Genomic DNA, 17,153 nt, shown 5'->3' with positions numbered 1-17,153 from the left:
AAGTCTTATTCTGTACCTTGTGTACCTTTTTTGAACGGTGTAGAATTGCCTTGCGAATGATTAGTTAATCATTTTGTATTAAAAGTCCTGCTTATTTTTATTAAAAATTAAAGATATATTCTCATGAAAACGATTAAGTTAAGTCCAAATTGGACCGTACAGGGAAGCAAGTTAGTGCTGGCTAGTCTTGTTGCATTTAGTGTTAACATTATTGGTACGTCATTACTGATGTTTATTTTGCCAGTTTTACTGTTTATCACGGTATTAAACTTTTTGCAGATCCGTTTTTTACACTGCTACAAAGCAGGCATTTGCTATTCTCGTGGTTTTGGTAAGCGTTATATAAATGCTGAAGAGATTAAAGCCATTGAGTTTAAGAAAGTGGCCTTTCTTACGGTGTTTAAGATTAGCCTTGAGAATGGTGAAAAATACCATTTTAGTAATTGGCAAATTAATGAAGAGCAGCAATTAGCAATTACGAAGTTGTATAAAGTAAACAAAGGCTCTAGTACATTTAAGGCACATGTAGAGTGTAAGGCTTAAATCGCAGGATGAATAAAGGCCGCAATTGCGGCCTTTTTAATGTTTATGCTTTAAAGCGGCGGCGTACAGCCACGAAAGGTAAAGCAAGTAAACTCAGCCAGCCAAATGAGCCAGAATCGTCTTCGTCTTCATCGTCAGCTTCATCATTTTTCACATTGATGTAAAGTAGTTGCGCTTCCGATAAGTTACCTGCGCTATCTTCAGCGCGGATCATAAGTGTTAGTTTATTTTCGAACTCATAATCAAGTTCTTTCGTAAGGCTGATTTGACCGAGTGCGTCGATTGATATCGCATCTGCGTTTTCACCAGAAACAATGAATTTTACAACAGGCGTATACTCAGCATCAGCATCGCTGAATTCAAGTTGGCCAATGACAGTACCAATCGCGCTATTTTCAAGTACTTCAAAAGCTTGCTCTGGGCTTATCACTGGGGCTTGTGGCTCAGGAATAGGCTCTGGTGCTGGCTCTGATTTAATATCAATGATGACTGGGTCATGATCCGATGCTCGATAAGCATTGTCTGCATAGAGGCTTGCTTGTTGAGTTGATGACTTGTATTCAAGATTATAGTCTAAGCTAATTGGCTCATCGGCATTGATATGCCAATCTGTCGCTGCAACTACTTTACCAAGCAGTGATTCAGATACTAATGCATGATCAAGGCTACCAATACGACCAGAGAAGCTATAAGAATAACCTAATGTGTTACCATCTAACTCTGTAACAGCACTCTTAAGGCCTTTGTCTGCAAATGCACGGATAGGGTCTTCCATGGCATAAGCGTTCATATCGCCAACCAAAATGACATCGTCATCTGCGACACCCGTAGGATGAGTGGCTAACCAATCTGCATAGGCATTGGCACCCGCAACTCGAATTTCATTCCAACATGCTTGGCCATCGCCTAAATCTGCATTATTGCCTTCGGCACTGCCACAGCCACCTTTTGATTTTAAATGCGCAACAGCAACAGTGAAAACCTCTTCTGTTTCTAGCGATTTAAAACTTTGTGCAATTGGCGGACGATTACTGTAATCAAATGGTGCAACCGTAGTATGCGCGGCTGTGCCAACCTCGGTTACTTTATTTGCACGATAGATAATTGCCGTTGTAATCGCGTCAGTGCCTACTTGTGGGACGTTAAAGTCAACAAAAGCATAACTGTTGTTTACGTCTTCATCATTGAGTGCTGCGACTAGGCTGGCGATAGCGCTATTTTCACCAAAGCCATCGTTTTCGATTTCCATTAAGCCAATCACATCTGCCTGAATTGCAGTGATTGCACTGACGATTTTCGCTTGTTGACGAATAAACTCTTCTTCACTGTCTGCACCGCGGCTAGTAGGGAAACCTGCACCTTGGCCATCACCATTGAAGTAGTTCAGTACATTGAAACTAGCAACACGTAAATCTGCACCTTCGGCCAGCTCAGGAGCGTCTGCACGTGGATTTGTTGCTGTAAAACTAGGTTGCACAGTCGGGTGAATACGGTAACGGTCAAAGCTGTAACCCATTACACCGGTGATAGAATTTACTGTATCGCCTAAACGCAGAGTATTATAAGCATCGAGGCCCGTGCCAGGATAAGCAATTGGATCACGGTTTTGTTTGGTTGAACCATCATCAATTAAGATTTGCTTCTTCAGGTTTTCAGCTTCAATTGCATTCGCAGCATCACCTGGGAGCGCAACTTGCGTGCCTTGGTATAAACGCTCAGTACCTAAGTCAACTTCGCCGTAGCGGCCAAGGCCATAGTTGTTATTAACGACAAGTGGTTGAGAGAGGGTAACGAGCATACCTTCGTAAGCTTCAAGATCTGCAACGTCAGCAACTGGCAAGGTGATAGCCGTAGCGTCGGTAGTTAAACCTGTCGCACAAATTTCTACTTGGCTAACATCACCCAGTTGTGTTGCGCTGTAGTATTCAGCCACGCTGCCTTTAACACGTACGTGGTCACCAACAGTCACATCAGTATCAGCGAAATAAACGAATACGCCTTCAGAGGTAAGTGGGTTTGCATCGATATCAGCCGCAAGTGAGCCGATGAAGAAACCTTTAAGTTGATCATCACCTTGGAAGTCAGCAGTGACTACGCCTTCAACTTCTACTTCAGTGTTAATAAGTGGGCTATCACCCCCTTCACCTTGAATGGCGCTGATTAAGGTTTTTTCTGCGCCACACACAAGTGGTGTTACTGGTTCTGGCTCAGGTGTTGGTTCACTGCTGTCACCATATAGGCCTAAGTTGCTGAAATCGTCTTGATCGAATTGTTCCCACTCTTCGCTTGGGTTAAAGCCTGCCGTTGCATCGGTACGGCCAGTGGTTACAGTCGTTTTACGACGGAGTGTTTTATTAGCCGTTGTTACTCCCCCCTCAGACCACGCTGAACCTGGATCAACACCGAGTTGACCAAAGCTATCAACAATTGCTCCGTCTTTGCTTAATACCAACGCATCATCACCATTAAAGTAGGTAATGGTTGAATCTGTATCTGCTTTTGCTATTAATTCTGCACTAGCGCCTGCATTAGCAATCACATATGTGCCATTTGCAGCAAGGGTACCGCTTAAGGTGAGGCTGTTATTAGGAGAGGCTAAGTCACCATTTCCATTTGAATACAATGAGATAGTGTAACCATCGAGTGATAACTCAGTGCTTGACGTGTTGTAAAGCTCAACAGCTTTGTTGTTGGCGCTTCCTTCAACGTATTCTGAGATGATTAAGTTGGCTGAGGCAGGCGCGCTCAGGCTTGCAATGACAAGCGCGAGCGGCGTTAATTTAGTATTTATCATTATATTTTCCCGTGTATTTATGATTAGAGTCCCAAATTGGGACACAATACTTTAAGGAAAATCTATGACAAATTGAATACAAAATGTTAATAAAAGTGAAATAATCACTGTTTTTTAGACTATTTACTTTAGGTTAGTTATTTTTTAACCACGTTGCTGCTTGTTTAGCAAAATAAGTGAGGATGCCATCGGCACCTGCACGTTTAAAGGCCAGTAAAGATTCCATGATTATTGCCTCTTCTGCAAGCCAACCATTATCAATGGCTGCTTTATGCATGGCATATTCACCGCTCACTTGATACGCAAATGTTGGTACGCCAAACTCGTCTTTCACGCGACGTACAACATCTAAATATGGCATGCCAGGTTTAACCATCACCATATCTGCACCTTCTTGTAGGTCTAACGCTACTTCACGCAAGGCTTCATCTGAATTTGCTGGATCCATTTGATAGGTTTTTTTGTCGGCACCTTTTAAATTACCTGCTGAGCCTACCGCATCACGGAATGGTCCATAATAGCTTGAAGCGTATTTAGCAGAATACGCCATGATGCGAGTATGGATATGGCCTTGCGCTTCTAATGCTTCTCGAATTGCACCGATGCGACCATCCATCATGTCAGATGGGGCGACGACATCAGCACCGGCTTCGGCATGTGAAAGTGCTTGTTTTACGAGTATTTCAGTTGTCACATCGTTAATCACATAGCCTTCGTCATCAATAATGCCGTCTTGGCCATGCACAGTGAATGGATCGAGTGCAACATCAGTGATTACACCCAGCTCTGGAAATGCTTCTTTTAGTGCACGCACAGTGCGTTGTGCAAGTGCATCTGGGTTGTAAGCTTCTTCAGCGAGCAGTGATTTTTTATCACTCGGTGTAACAGGAAAAATCGCGACAGCGGGTACACCTAATTCAACAAGCTCTTTGGCTTCTTCTAGCAATAAGTCGATAGAAAGGCGCTCAATCCCCGGCATAGATTCAATGGCTTCACGGCGGTTTTTACCTTCTAACACAAAAACAGGGAAAATAAGATCATTCACGGTTAGTTGGTTTTCAGCCATAAGGCGTCGAGAGAAATTATCACGGCGCATACGGCGCATACGTGTATATGGGAAAAGATCGAGTCCTGATTGGGCCATGCTTTTATACTCCTAGTCTGGTAGAGGATAACTTACTACGCGATTACGGCCTGTTTGCTTTGCGTGATAAAGGGCTTTGTCGGCATAGTCTGTGAATAAACTTGGTTTATTAACGTCTTCTGCAACGGCGCTGAAAACACCGGCACTGAGTGTAAATTTAATCGTTGTTCCGGCAACTATTATATCAGTGTTAGCAGCGGCTTTGCGTATTTGTTCAGCAATTATTAGGGCACCTTCAAGGGGGGTGTTAGGCAAGAGTACAACAAACTCTTCCCCACCATACCGGGCGACTTCATCGAGAGGGCGCTTTAAGTGTTCTTTAATAATATTTGCAGTCGTTTGAATGGTTTGGTCACCGGTTAAGTGGCCAAAATTGTCATTAATTGCTTTAAAATGGTCAATATCGAGCATAATGACGCTAAGCGGGGTTTGTTCCCGGCGAGAGCGGCGAATATCCATTATTAATTTCTTATCGAAATAACGGCGATTTTTCGTTTTCGTTAATGCATCTTCCATATTGAGCTGCTCAAGCTCACGATTTTTGTCTTCAAGCTCACGTAGGGTAACTTGCAGCTCAAATGTTCGCTCTTCAATGTTAGCCTCTAAATCTTGCCGAGCTTGTTCTTGAAGGGCTAAGCGCTCCCGCATTAAGGTATCTTGCGCTTTACTCTCTGCTAATGCGTTTTGTTGTGACACGACTTCGGCATCACGTTGCATCAAGAATAATTTAATAACGGCATAACATAAGCTCAGACTACAAATTAAGAAGCAAACAAACGTAAGAGAAAGCATACCAATATTTAAATTAAATGGGTTAAAGACACCTAAACCACTGTAAATAATCGCAGAGAAAAATGCAGATAAACCAATAAGGAAGGCAATGCTTGGTTGCTTGTACGCCTGGTTAAATTGCTTCATGGCAATGATGAAAAACACCAGTAGTAATACAGGCAAGCTGATTAAACACAGTGAGAGTGCAAAATGTTTAGGGAGAAACCACATTAATACTGTCATCAGTATCATGGCCCAGGCTAACCAATATTGAGTGCGACTCAGGGTTTTATTATCAGTGCTAAAAATACACCGTTGTATAGGAACAAATAGCGCACCACTTATAAAAAATAGACTCGGGATTGCCAACTGCTGGAATGTTAAACCACTCGGTTGTAAGTAGCGATACCCAAAACCATATATATAAGCAAGTGTTAACCATAATGAGGTTAGTAAAATACCTGTGTAGGCAAAGTAACGGCGTCTTGAAAAACCGTACAGGACGAGGTTAGTGATCGCCAAAGAAAGAATAAAACCAACTAATAATCCATAGAGTAAGTTAAATTTACTTTTATATTTAAGGTATTCAGACGGCTCCCATAGACTAAGTGGGACACGTAATCCGCCCTCATTCTCAACTCTTAAAAATACTTCCGTATGACTTGCTTTAGGCAAAATGAGTGGAACAAGTAAGGACTCATTCTTTATTTGCCGATTTGCAAGCGGCAGTGCGTCGCCAATTTTGGTCTTTGACAGAATGTGCCTACCTTGCACATGAAAAACACTGACTTCATCAAGAAGTGGGTTATCGATCGAGAGAATCAGAGTGAGATCATTCAAGGAGGTATTTTTTATCGATACCTTTAGCCACAAGGGTGTCAGGTTTAAGCCCAAGTTAAGAGTGTCAGCTTGATTTTTTTGCCAGTCGATATCTTTACTGATAAATGCTTGTTGCTGAGTAATAGGCTCGAGCGTGTACTCAACATTTATGATTTGTTGAGACTTAAAGTGCGAGCTAACGGCGATAGGGTTAGCCTTTAAATAATGACTGAATAAAACAACGAAGAGTACGCCACATAGTGACCATAGGCGCTTCATTTTAACCCTTTGTGGTAAATAATGTCTGAAAGTTTAGTGTAGTTTGTTTTGCCACTTCAGTAAATTCACAGCCTTTTAAGTCAGCAATTTGCTGGCATACATAGGTAAGATACTGTGGCTCGTTCCGCCGAGACTTAGGTTTAGGCTTAATGGTTCTTGGCAATAAAAAAGGGGCATCTGTTTCAATAAGCAAACGTTCTAATGGGATGTCGGGCACAAGCGCCTGTAGTTGTTCACCACGGCGTTCATCACACACCCAGCCTGTAACGCCAATATAAAGCCCAAGCGCCAGGTAATTTTGTAATGCTGATGCATCACCTGTAAAGCAATGTAATACGCCACGTACGTTGTAATCGGCTAGAATCTGAAACATATCTTCGCTGGCATCTCGCTCATGAAGATAAACAGGCATGTTAAGTGTTTCAGCAAGTGCCAGCTGTCTTCTTAAAACGCTTCGTTGTACATCACGTGGAGAAAAATCGCGATTGTAATCGAGCCCACATTCACCAATAGCAACCACCTGTGCATGGTTAACAAGTGCGCTTAGCTCACTCTCAAGTGCCTCAGTGGCTGTTTTCGCATCGTGGGGATGAACTCCGGCGGTACACAGCAGATTAAATTGCTTTGCAAGCTGTAATGAGTCATGGCTGCTTTGTAAATCACAGCCAATCAATAGCATTTGCGTTACACCCGCAGCCTCAGCTCGCTGTATGACAGCGGCGTGACGATCATCAAATTGATGATTGCTTAAGTTGACGCCAGCATCAACAAGCCGTGTGCTCATTAGTTTGTGCGCTTAACACGAATTGAGCGGTTTTGACCTTCAACTTTCAATAAAAATGAATTAAAAATACCGCGCTCAATCACGACTGTGTCATTGGCTTTTAGACGTAAACTATCTGAGCCAATTTGACGCCATTGTTGACCATTTTTCAGTTCGATGATGAGCTCGCCATACGCGGCTTTTTCAACGCTTTTAACGACGGCACTAATCTCATCATCATTGTCTTTTGTTGCTTCTTTGTGCTCTAGACCAAAATCTTCATTTTTTGTCTTAACAACTTGGTTTGATGAAGCAACTACAGCAGGTGCCGAAACTGCGGCGGCGTTTGTTACAGGCTTTTCAATTTGTTTGTTTGCTGCAGGTTTAGTCAGTGATTTACCTGCCATAATGTTGTCGTAACAAAGCAAGCGATTAAAGTCGTTTTCAACAAAAGTACAGGCTTGCAATGCTTGAATATTAATTTCGTTAGCGTGCGTTGTGCCTGCAACTGTAAGTAGTGCAATAAAGGGAATTAGTTGTTTTTTCATTTATTCCTCTGATTCCTGTTGGGGTTTGGCGGTATAAAATGCAGCCAAAATTAAGCCTAACTCAAATAACAACAGCATGGGTAATGCTAATAATGTTTGTGACAATACATCGGGTGGGGTTAAGAACATGGCTACCACGAACACACCGACCACGATATATGGGCGTTTCTCTTTTAAGCTTTTAGTGGTTGTCGCACCGCTCCAGCATAACAGCATAATGGCAACTGGTATTTCAAAAGCAATGCCAAATGCATAGAAAAGCTTAATAACAAAGCTTAGATAGCTGCCTATGTCAGGGGCTAAGGTCATCATCTCGGGACCTGCTGCAGTGAAAAAAGCCAGTATCATTGGCAGCACGACGAAATAACAAAAGCTGACCCCACCATAAAATAAAAACACACTTGAAATCAAAATGGGTACTAACATTTTTTTCTCATTTTGATACAAGCCGGGTGCGATAAACCCCCAAACTTGGTGCAATATCATGGGTATGGCAATTAAAAAAGCTAAAAACAGAGTAAGTTTAATCGGAACTATAACAACAGAAGTAACATCTGTAGCAATCATGCTTGTGTTACTGGGTAAGTTTGATACTAAGGGTGCAGATATAAAATCATAAATATCGTACATAAAAAATATCAAGACGATAAATACCAGCAAAGTGCTTAGGAGCGCTTTCATGAGTCGATTTCGTAACTCAATTAAATGGCCCACAAAGCCTGAATGAGCTTGCTCAGTCATAGTGTTATAAATACTCTCTAAAATGGACAACTAAAAGAAAAATTAATTTCATTTTTTTTCACTGTTTTCAACTTTCGTTTCTTCTTGGTTGTCTTTTTTGTAGCTGTGGGTGACAGACTGTGCTGCTTTTTGCAGTTCGTTCACAGAGTCTTGCAGTTCAGGTGATAACTCTTTTAAGTTTTGCTGCTCTGCTTTTTTTAAGTTTTCATGAAGTTCATGGATACGGAGTTCTTCGTTTACTTCAGCTTTCACTGAGTTGGCAACTGACTTAAGCGTTTTCATCCAGCGACTAACGGTGCGTATTGCGACAGGCAAGCGCTCAGGCCCTAAGACAATTAGGCCTACAATCAGTACGACAACAAGTTCCCACATCCCCATATTGATTAAACCTTATGGTCGTCTTTGCTTTTTTCTGCGGTCTCTTTGCTTTGCGTATTAGACGCTTGCTCGATCTGCTCGTTGTTGCTGCTGGTTTTATCGTCTTCAGACACGGCTTTTTTAAAGCCTTTTACTGCACTGCCCAAGTCGCCACCAATGCCACGTAATTTTTTAGTGCCAAATAACAATACAATAATTGCTAAGATAATGACTAATTGCCAAATACTGATACCACTAAGCATGGGTTACTCCATATTTTATCAAATTGATTGAATGTACTTGTTTTGATTATACTCACCAAAACATAAATAGCACTTAGTTTATGCGCTGCGCCAAGCTGCAATAAAACCAACCACAGCAAGTCCTGTTGTGATGCCTGCTGCAATTAGGTCATCCTGTAAATAACACAGTCCCGACACAATAAAGCAACTGCCCGCAAAAATGCTCAGGAGCAGAGGTTTTGACGACGACTCCTGCGGCAATTGTACAGGTTGTTGATGACGCTTTAAGTTTTGATAGATTAAATCGGGTAATTCAGGCATTTTTTCAGCCCAGAATGGTAAGTTCGCGTACATTTTTTTCATCACTGCAAGCGGACCCACTTGTTCTTTAACCCATTCTTCTAAAAATGGCTTAGCGGTTTTCCACAGATCAAGCTGCGGATAAAGTTGCCTGCCAAGACCTTCAACATATAACAGTGTCTTCTGTAATAACACCAATTGCGGTTGAACCTGCATATTAAAGCGACGTGCGGTATTAAATAAATTAACCAGTACGTGACCAAATGAAATTTCAGCCAGTGGTTTATTGAAAATGGGCTCACATACTGTGCGAATCGCAAACTCGAATTCTTCAATACTGGTATCTGCGGGGACCCACCCCGAATCAACATGCAGCTGCGCTACTTGGCGGTAATCACGATTAAAAAAGGCAATAAAGTTTTCTGCAAGGTAACGTTTATCTTCTCTATTTAAGGTGCCGACAATGCCGCAATCAATGCCAATATATTGAGGGTTATGGGGCGTCTCGCGAGAAACAAAAATATTGCCCGGATGCATATCTGCATGGAAAAAGCTGTCGCGGAAGACTTGTGTAAAGAAGACCTCGACACCGCGTTCAGCGAGTAATTGCATATTGGTGTTTTGTGCAAGGAGCGCTTCGGTATCAGAGACAGGAATACCATAAATACGCTCCATAACTAAGACATTACTGCGGCTATAATCGCTGTAAACAAAGGGAATATAGAGAGAATCTGAGCCCTCGAAGTTGCGACGTAATTGAATGGCATTCGCGCCTTCGCGCATTAAGTCGAGCTCATCTAGTAAGGTTTTCTTGTACTCATTTACCACCTCAATAGGGCGCAAACGTTTGGCTTCTTTTAAAAGTTTTGCAACGAGCTTAGCGACCTTTTGCATCAGCATTAAGTCGGCGTCTATCTGCTCTTTAATATTAGGGCGAATAACTTTAATAACGACATTTTGCTCTTCACCATGCTCATCTAGCAAGGTTGCCGTATGCACTTGTGCAATGGATGCTGACGCGAGAGGGGTTTGCGAAAAGTCATTAAAAAGCTCACTAATGTCATTTATACCAAGCGCTTTTTCAATCAGTTGCTGAGCAAGCTCTCCTTCGAAGGGCTCAACTTGGTCTTGTAACAAAGCCAGTTCAAGCGCAATATCATGCGGTAATAAATCGCGGCGTGTAGAGAGCATTTGCCCAAACTTAATCCACACAGGCCCTAACTCTTGTAAGGCTAAGCGTAAACGCATCCCCGCAGGTTTATCTTTATGTTGATTGCGTAACCAAAATAAACTGCCTCGCGCTAATGTGGCAAACCAAGGTATTTTTTTACGTGGGATCAGTTCGTCTAAGCCGAAGCTCAGTAATGTTTTTGTGATGTAATACAGACGAGCAGTTGACACACAATATCCTTAGCGCACTAGCATGACTTTAATAAGGCGTTTATTCGCATCTCGAGTTGAGACACTTGGTTCTTTAATTGGCGGTTCTGTTGCTTAAACTCAGCCAGTTCAAGTGGGTGAATTGTCACTGCAAGCTCGTCTTGACATAAGGTGGTCAGTGTATTTTCGAGTTTATTTTTTACGTTCACACCGTGACGTTTCATTGCTTGCAAAGACAGCCATAGCTGCTGTGCTGGTGCGTCGCCAATATAACGTGAAAAATGCTCTGGCCAATCAATATTAAGTGCAGCAAAGGCATTACTAAAGCCTTGAGCTATGTGTAAATCGCCTTGTAAATCTAATTTATCTTGGCGGATTAACTGGGTTAGCATTGCTGGATTTTTCAGCGTGAGCAGAGTGTCAATATCAGCACTGATCATGCAGTCGAAGTGATGCTCTGCAGTGCTATATAAGTGTATTTGCTCATCACTGTATACGCATAAAATGCGCTGTTGCCAATCACGGATCTCAATCAGTAATTGCTTGTCTGAAATAGCCGCTAGGTTGTCCTTTAGAGACGAGTCTAGCTGCAAAACATGATTAATGATTCGTTCTACCAGTGATAACAGAGCATTTGCTAACATCGCGTTACCTACTTAATCTGTTTAATTTTAGTATTTAAAACCACGGTGTAAGGCGACAATACCGCCGGTGAGGTTTTGATAGCTAGTGTGTTCGAAGCCCGCATCTTCCATCATGCTTTTCAGCGTTTCTTGGTCTGGGTGCATACGAATCGATTCGGCTAGGTACTGGTAAGATTCGCTATCATTTGCAACTAGTTGCCCCATTTTTGGCAAAATATTGAATGAATAAAAATCGTACGCTTTGCTGAGCGCTTCATGTTCTGGTTTAGAAAATTCAAGAACGAGTAAACGACCACCTGGTTTAAGGATGCGGTACATTGAGCGCAGCGCTTTGTCTTTGTCAGTTACGTTACGAAGACCAAATGCGATGGTGATTAAATCAAAGCTGTTATCAGGGAATGGCAGCGCTTCAGCATTCATTTGTACGTATTCAATATTGCCTACTCGGCCTAGGTTACGTAACTTTTCACGGCCGACTTTTAGCATTGAAGAGTTGATATCACCCAAGATTACTTGACCTGTTTCACCGACGAGTTGGCTAAACTTCGACGTTAAATCGCCAGTACCGCCTGCAAGGTCTAATACGTAATGGCCTTTGCGAACACCAGAGCTGGCAATTGTTTGACGCTTCCATAAACGATGAATACCGAACGACATAAGATCATTCATAACGTCATATTTTGCAGCGACTGAGTGGAATACATCTGCAACCATAGATGCTTTGTCGTTTTCAGCAACAGTTTTATAGCCAAAATGCGTGGTCTTTTGTTGATTCTCGTTCATGATTTGTCTCTATCGTGGCAATAAAGACTAGTGTACTTGATTGTAGCTGTGGGGTGCAATTTGATTATAACTAAATCATCAGATTAGCATTGGCTTTTATGATTTAGCGCAGGTTTATTGGCCGGCAATAAAACTGCTTTGACCTAGTGACTTTGCTTTCGCAGCAGCAAGCGAAGCTTTGCGGACTAAGCTGTTGAAGTTGTCTTCATCTTGATGTTTAGCAATCCCTAAAGCAAGATGAATAGCGGGTAGTTTTGTGCCATTCTTTGAACTAATAAAGCGCAGCTTTTCAACACCATTACGCACTTTTTCAGCAATTAAATTAGCCGTCTCAGGCTCAATATCAGCCAGTAAAATAGTAAATTCATCTTTGCCAGTGCGCCCTGGTAAACCACTTTCAAGGACATATTTTTGCACTTGTTTGGCGACCTTATTCAAGATCACCTCGCCAATGACATCACCGTAATTATTGATGAAGTGCTCAAGGTTTTCTATTTGAATCGCAATGGCGCACACCGCTTTTCTTTGACCAAGCCACAATTGTGTTTGTTGATTTAAATAATGACGTTTATACAAACCAGTTTGCTGATCGGTGATGTGCTGTTTACGAAGTTGGGTGAGTTGTTTTTGGGTCTTATCTTGTAGTGCTTTGGCTTTTGCGATTTCTTGTTTAAATTGGCGATGTTGAGCCAGTAAATGTTCTGATTGTTTACTGAGCATTTTTAGCGCATGACGTGTTTGTTCTAAGTTGTTTTCGTCAATGGCGTGTACACAATCACTAATTTGTTCAGTAAAGCGAACAATATTTTGTTCATTATTGTTTGCATTGCGCGTTAGTGTGCCCAGAACAGAATCAACATTACGTACAATCGCTGTTTTCATTTTATGGCCTTGCTCCATAAAATCAAAATACAGTTGCTCTATAAAGATACTGTCGATCGGCTTTTTTTGCGCGATGGCGCGATCCAGTGCGGCATTAAGTTTTAGATTAGATTGGCTGACATATGTATATACAACCTGGTAATTAAGTGGTGACGGCGGTAATGCATGATGTTCTAAAAAGATACATACCTTTGTCATTTTTTCTTGAGCAATAGCCATGGAATCATGGAACATCATTTTTTCAATACCACTAAATACGCATAACAACCAATTAATCATCTCTTCCGTAAGGTTTAATTGCATCCAAGCACCTTATATAAATTCGCATAACACGTAATCACGAGAGATAAAACTTGACGCTAATTGCGTTAAAAACGTCTGTTTTACGGCTGTATCAAAGCAGAAAAGTTGCTGAGTAGAACTCATTAACGAAACGTTTGCCGTACCTCAAAATGGATCACTTAATTAAGCGAATGGGTATTACAGTAATCTGTAATCTGTCTATTTAAAAGCAAAATCGCTAATTTTGGAACTTAAATTTGTTTCGTTTGGGTCTAATAGCTGATTTTCTCAGCAACTTTAACAAGTGTAATTAAAAATTGCTTAAAGCCTGCTCATTCATGCATTTATAGTGATGTTAATTTGAGCGTATTAAACCGCTGCTTGGTCGCATTTGCTTGGGTTTTAGTGTGAGCTACGCTACTTTATCTCTATTGTTTAAAACGAATAAGAATCCTATGAAACAAACACTATCGCGAACGTTAAACCGTTCTTTAATAGCCATTGCTTTAGCGTGTACTTTAAGTGCGTGCCAGGTAACCACTGTTGATGCAGATCAGCAGTTTAATCAGGTTGCAGAAAATGTGGTCAATTACCGTGAAAGTATTAGCCCTTATGGTAAAGAAAACGGCGTTAATGGTTATTTATTAGCAAATTTATCTGCTGAGTTTTTAGAACAAAAATACCAAAAAAATACCGAACTCCTTGCAGAGCTAGATGCCATCGACCGCGATAAATTGTCGGAAGAAAATCGTATAAATTTAACGATTTTACGTGGCCAAGTACAAAATAGTGTTGATGAATATGTGTTTAATACCCACTACATGCCGTTAACGTCTGAATATGGCTTTCATTCGAGCCTCTCATTTATGATCTCAAGCTCCGATTACACGAAAGCGAAAGATTACGATGTTTATCTTGCCAAACTGCAGCAAATTCCCCGCTTTTTTCAGCAAAATATTGGCTGGATGCGTAAGGGCCTTGAAGTTGGATTAACGCAACCGCAAGCCGTTTTAGAGGGTTATCAAGATTCGATTACAGCATATATAGTTGATGATGCGACACAATCTGAGTTTTATAAACCCTTTTTAAAAAATACTGCAGGGCTCAGTGAGAGCGAATTTTTACAGCGTCAACAACAGGCACAAAAGATTATAAAAGAACAGGTGATTCCTGCATACCAAGGCTACCTGACTTTCTTTAATAACGAATACCAACCGGGTGCTCGTAAAGAGATTGGTATTTCGAGTACGCCTAACGGCAAAGCATTTTATGAAAACCGTGCGAAGTACTACACAACAACAGATATGACGCCAAAAGAAATCCATGAATTGGGTTTGCAAGAGGTCGCGCGTATCCGTGCAGAAATGGATAAAATCATTAAAGAGGTTGGTTTTGAAGGCAGCTTTGCCGACTTTGTGCATTTTTTGCGTACAGATCCGCAGTTTTATGCCAAAACGCCTGAAGAATTATTAAAAGAAGCGTCTTACATTGCTAAAAAAATGGACGCACAGCTTCCTAAACTATTCCATACGTTACCAAGAATGCCTTACGGTGTTGCACCAGTGCCAGCCAGCATTGCGCCTAAATACACCACGGGGCGTTATTCGGGATCACGCCGTGACGACCAAGCGGGCTATTACTGGGTCAATACTTATGCGCTTGATAAACGTCCTTTGTATGTACTTGAAGCGTTAACTCTGCACGAAGCTGTGCCAGGACATCACTTACAAATTTCATTAAATTCAGAGCTGGAATCGCTACCAAGCTATCGTCGTAATGCGTATTTGTCGGCATTCGGTGAAGGTTGGGGGCTATATTCTGAATTTTTAGGTATTGAAGCCGGTTTTTACCAAGACCCATACAGTGATTTTGGTCGATTAACTTACGAAATGTGGCGAGCTGCACGTTTAGTCGTTGATACGGGGATGCATATGTATGGCTGGAGTCGTGAGCGTGCGATGACGTTCATGAGCGAAAACACGGCGCTTTCACTGCATAATGTAAAAACAGAAACCGACCGCTACATCTCATGGCCAGCACAAGCGCTGTCTTACAAAATCGGTGAATTAACGATAAAACGCTTGCGCCATGAAGCTGAACAAGCACTGGGTCAAGATTTTGATGTGCGTGAATTCCATCACCAAATATTACGTCATGGTTCTGTGCCGATGTCGGTGCTTGAAGAGCAAATTCAACTTTATATTAAGGCTGAATTAGCAAAGCGAGCCTAAGCAATTGAGCTGATTAAAAAAGGCGTGTTTAAAACACGCCTTTTTTGTTTGTTGCGCGTATTTTAAACTGCTTATATGATTTGCAAGGACGTCATCATCACACAGGAGTCTTGAATGAGTGATTTTATAATTTTTAGTATCGATGTATTTGCCAGCTTGTTTATCTTTGCGTTAGGGATAGGGCTGTTGGTAATCATCTGTTTTTACATTAGTGATGTGACGCAGTCGAAACAGGCTATTCGTCGTAATTACCCTGTGATAGGGCGTTTTCGTTACTTTTTTGAACGCCAAGGTGAGTTTTTTCGCCAGTATTTTTTTGCGATGGACAGAGAGGAGCTTCCGTTTAACCGTGCCGATCGAAGTTGGGTCTACCGTGCGGCAAAAAACGTTGACCGTACCACGGCATTTGGTTCCACTCAAAGCTTAGAAGCCACAGGCACTGTGATGTTCATGAACTGTGCATTTCCGACGCTCGATGAAGAGGCACTCGAACCTAGTCATGTCACCTTGGGACCCTATTGTGAAAAACCTTATTCTACCAATGCATTATTTAATATTTCGGGCATGAGCTTTGGAGCACTTTCAAAACCGGCTGTTCGCGCTTTATCTCGAGGCGCAAAACTAGCTGGGTGCTGGATGAATACAGGTGAAGGGGGGTTGAGTCCTTATCATCTGGAAGGAGGAGCCGATATTGTATTTCAGATTGGTACGGCAAAATATGGTGTCAGAGATGAGCAGGGCAAACTGAGCCTCGAAAAGCTCAAAGCGATTGCTAGTCATGAGCAAGTGAAAATGTTCGAAATTAAAATGAGCCAAGGCGCAAAACCGGGCAAAGGTGGCATGTTGCCGGGCCGAAAAGTCACCGCAGAAATCGCTAAAATCCGTGGCATACCAGAAGGACATGACTCGATTAGCCCTAATGGGCACCCAGAAATAAAAAAACCTGCTGATTTACTCGATATGATTGAAACTGTTAGAGCTACGACAGGAAAACCCACAGGATTTAAAGCAGTAATCGGTGAGTATACGTGGCTTGAAACCTTATTCAGTGAAATTAACAATCGCGGTATTGAGTCAGCACCAGACTTTATTACCATTGATAGTGCTGATGGTGGCACTGGGGCTGCCCCGCAGCCATTGATGGATTCTGTTGGTTTACCTCTAAAAGAAAGCTTACCTTTGGTCGTTGATTTGTTGAAAAAACATGGTTTAAGAGAGCGGGTGAAAGTGATTGCATCGGGTAAATTAATCGTCCCGTCGAAAGTGGCTTGGGCATTGGCTTTGGGGGCTGATTTTATTGTGTCAGCGCGCGGGCATATGTTTTCATTAGGCTGTATTCAAGCATTACAATGCAATAAAGATACTTGCCCGACCGGTATTACAACGCACAATGAGCGATTACAACGCGGCTTAGATGTGACAGACAAAGCGCAGCGAGTTGCAAATTACAATAAGTTTATTCACTACGGTGCAGGCTTAATTGCTCATTCATGTGGCGTGTCGAGCGCCCGAGAACTTGCTCGTCACCATGTGCGTGTTGTACAAGAAAATGGGTTGTCAGAACCGCTTGATAAAATGTATGAGCATTACAATAAATAATGATGAGATTCAATAAGGCGCGATAAGCGCCTTATTCATTGGGTAGCTGAA

15 protein-coding genes are annotated in these 17,153 nt (G+C 41.9%); 3 read left to right on the top strand and 12 right to left on the bottom strand.

Annotated elements, in window-relative coordinates:
- Positions 1-123: 123 nt before the first annotated feature.
- Entirely contained in the window at positions 124-543 is a 420-nt protein-coding gene (locus tag D0907_RS15955) for a hypothetical protein (protein WP_036973553.1), read from the top strand.
- A gap of 43 nt (positions 544-586) precedes the next feature.
- On the opposite strand, the gene D0907_RS15950 is transcribed toward D0907_RS15955, so the two are convergent.
- The 12 genes from D0907_RS15950 to D0907_RS15895 form a co-directional block, all read right to left on the bottom strand.
- Positions 587-3,337 (bottom strand): ExeM/NucH family extracellular endonuclease, encoded by a 2,751-nt coding sequence (locus D0907_RS15950; RefSeq protein ID WP_065979461.1) that lies wholly within the window; start codon positions 3,335-3,337, stop codon positions 587-589.
- A 133-nt stretch (positions 3,338-3,470) separates the two neighbouring features.
- The gene (gene hemB, locus D0907_RS15945) at positions 3,471-4,481 is read right to left on the bottom strand and encodes a porphobilinogen synthase (protein ID WP_065979460.1); all 1,011 of its coding nucleotides are present in this window, start codon (positions 4,479-4,481) and stop codon (positions 3,471-3,473) included.
- A gap of 12 nt (positions 4,482-4,493) precedes the next feature.
- Positions 4,494-6,350, bottom strand: coding sequence for a sensor domain-containing diguanylate cyclase (locus tag D0907_RS15940; RefSeq protein WP_065979459.1), 1,857 nt, complete (start codon positions 6,348-6,350; stop codon positions 4,494-4,496).
- Between the two features lies 1 nt (position 6,351).
- Positions 6,352-7,134: a TatD family hydrolase gene (locus tag D0907_RS15935; protein WP_065979458.1), complete on the bottom strand. Its 783-nt coding sequence runs from the start codon at positions 7,132-7,134 to the stop codon at positions 6,352-6,354.
- Entirely contained in the window at positions 7,134-7,661 is a 528-nt protein-coding gene (locus D0907_RS15930) for a hypothetical protein (RefSeq protein WP_036973544.1), read from the bottom strand. Before D0907_RS15930 ends, D0907_RS15935 begins: the two co-directional genes overlap by 1 nt.
- Complete coding sequence (gene tatC, locus D0907_RS15925) at positions 7,662-8,402, bottom strand: twin-arginine translocase subunit TatC (RefSeq protein ID WP_036973540.1); 741 nt, start codon at positions 8,400-8,402, stop codon at positions 7,662-7,664.
- 48 nt (positions 8,403-8,450) lie between these two features.
- Positions 8,451-8,780, bottom strand: a complete 330-nt coding sequence (tatB, locus tag D0907_RS15920) for a Sec-independent protein translocase protein TatB (RefSeq protein WP_036973537.1) — start codon at positions 8,778-8,780, stop codon at positions 8,451-8,453.
- Positions 8,781-8,785: 5 nt separating this feature from the next.
- Positions 8,786-9,022: a twin-arginine translocase TatA/TatE family subunit gene (gene tatA, locus D0907_RS15915; protein WP_036973536.1), complete on the bottom strand. Its 237-nt coding sequence runs from the start codon at positions 9,020-9,022 to the stop codon at positions 8,786-8,788.
- 78 nt (positions 9,023-9,100) lie between these two features.
- Entirely contained in the window at positions 9,101-10,702 is a 1,602-nt protein-coding gene (ubiB, locus tag D0907_RS15910) for a ubiquinone biosynthesis regulatory protein kinase UbiB (RefSeq protein WP_065979457.1), read from the bottom strand.
- A 17-nt stretch (positions 10,703-10,719) separates the two neighbouring features.
- A complete protein-coding gene (locus tag D0907_RS15905; RefSeq protein WP_036973533.1) occupies positions 10,720-11,325 on the bottom strand; it encodes a ubiquinone biosynthesis accessory factor UbiJ in 606 nt (201 codons plus the stop codon).
- 27 nt (positions 11,326-11,352) lie between these two features.
- On the bottom strand, positions 11,353-12,108 hold the full coding sequence (gene ubiE, locus D0907_RS15900; RefSeq protein ID WP_036973531.1) for a bifunctional demethylmenaquinone methyltransferase/2-methoxy-6-polyprenyl-1,4-benzoquinol methylase UbiE: 756 nt from the start codon (positions 12,106-12,108) through the stop codon (positions 11,353-11,355).
- A gap of 114 nt (positions 12,109-12,222) precedes the next feature.
- Positions 12,223-13,209 (bottom strand): GGDEF domain-containing protein, encoded by a 987-nt coding sequence (locus D0907_RS15895; protein ID WP_074989536.1) that lies wholly within the window; start codon positions 13,207-13,209, stop codon positions 12,223-12,225.
- Between the two features lie 518 nt (positions 13,210-13,727).
- Between D0907_RS15895 and D0907_RS15890 the strand changes: the two genes are divergently transcribed.
- Positions 13,728-15,503, top strand: a complete 1,776-nt coding sequence (locus D0907_RS15890) for a DUF885 domain-containing protein (protein ID WP_036973529.1) — start codon at positions 13,728-13,730, stop codon at positions 15,501-15,503.
- A gap of 114 nt (positions 15,504-15,617) precedes the next feature.
- Complete coding sequence (locus D0907_RS15885) at positions 15,618-17,102, top strand: FMN-binding glutamate synthase family protein (protein ID WP_065979454.1); 1,485 nt, start codon at positions 15,618-15,620, stop codon at positions 17,100-17,102.
- Positions 17,103-17,153 lie beyond the last annotated feature (51 nt).

It is taken from the genome of Pseudoalteromonas lipolytica (assembly GCF_003515105.1).
GTDB classification, from domain to species: Bacteria; Pseudomonadota; Gammaproteobacteria; order Enterobacterales; family Alteromonadaceae; genus Pseudoalteromonas; species Pseudoalteromonas lipolytica.
This window is presented reverse-complemented; position numbering and strand designations above follow the sequence as displayed.

Excerpts from the sequence above, each read along its gene's own strand:
- D0907_RS15955 (WP_036973553.1), top strand. The coding sequence starts at position 124 with ATGAAAACGATTAAGTTAAGTCCAAATTGGACCGTACAGGGAAGCAAG.
- D0907_RS15950 (WP_065979461.1), bottom strand. The coding sequence starts at position 3,337 with ATGATAAATACTAAATTAACGCCGCTCGCGCTTGTCATTGCAAGCCTG.
- hemB (WP_065979460.1), bottom strand. The coding sequence starts at position 4,481 with ATGGCCCAATCAGGACTCGATCTTTTCCCATATACACGTATGCGCCGT.
- D0907_RS15940 (WP_065979459.1), bottom strand. The coding sequence starts at position 6,350 with ATGAAGCGCCTATGGTCACTATGTGGCGTACTCTTCGTTGTTTTATTC.
- D0907_RS15935 (WP_065979458.1), bottom strand. The coding sequence starts at position 7,134 with ATGAGCACACGGCTTGTTGATGCTGGCGTCAACTTAAGCAATCATCAA.
- D0907_RS15930 (WP_036973544.1), bottom strand. The coding sequence starts at position 7,661 with ATGAAAAAACAACTAATTCCCTTTATTGCACTACTTACAGTTGCAGGC.
- tatC (WP_036973540.1), bottom strand. The coding sequence starts at position 8,402 with ATGACTGAGCAAGCTCATTCAGGCTTTGTGGGCCATTTAATTGAGTTA.
- tatB (WP_036973537.1), bottom strand. The coding sequence starts at position 8,780 with ATGGGGATGTGGGAACTTGTTGTCGTACTGATTGTAGGCCTAATTGTC.
- tatA (WP_036973536.1), bottom strand. The coding sequence starts at position 9,022 with ATGCTTAGTGGTATCAGTATTTGGCAATTAGTCATTATCTTAGCAATT.
- D0907_RS15905 (WP_036973533.1), bottom strand. The coding sequence starts at position 11,325 with ATGTTAGCAAATGCTCTGTTATCACTGGTAGAACGAATCATTAATCAT.
- ubiE (WP_036973531.1), bottom strand. The coding sequence starts at position 12,108 with ATGAACGAGAATCAACAAAAGACCACGCATTTTGGCTATAAAACTGTT.
- D0907_RS15895 (WP_074989536.1), bottom strand. The coding sequence starts at position 13,209 with ATGGCTATTGCTCAAGAAAAAATGACAAAGGTATGTATCTTTTTAGAA.
- D0907_RS15890 (WP_036973529.1), top strand. The coding sequence starts at position 13,728 with ATGAAACAAACACTATCGCGAACGTTAAACCGTTCTTTAATAGCCATT.
- D0907_RS15885 (WP_065979454.1), top strand. The coding sequence starts at position 15,618 with ATGAGTGATTTTATAATTTTTAGTATCGATGTATTTGCCAGCTTGTTT.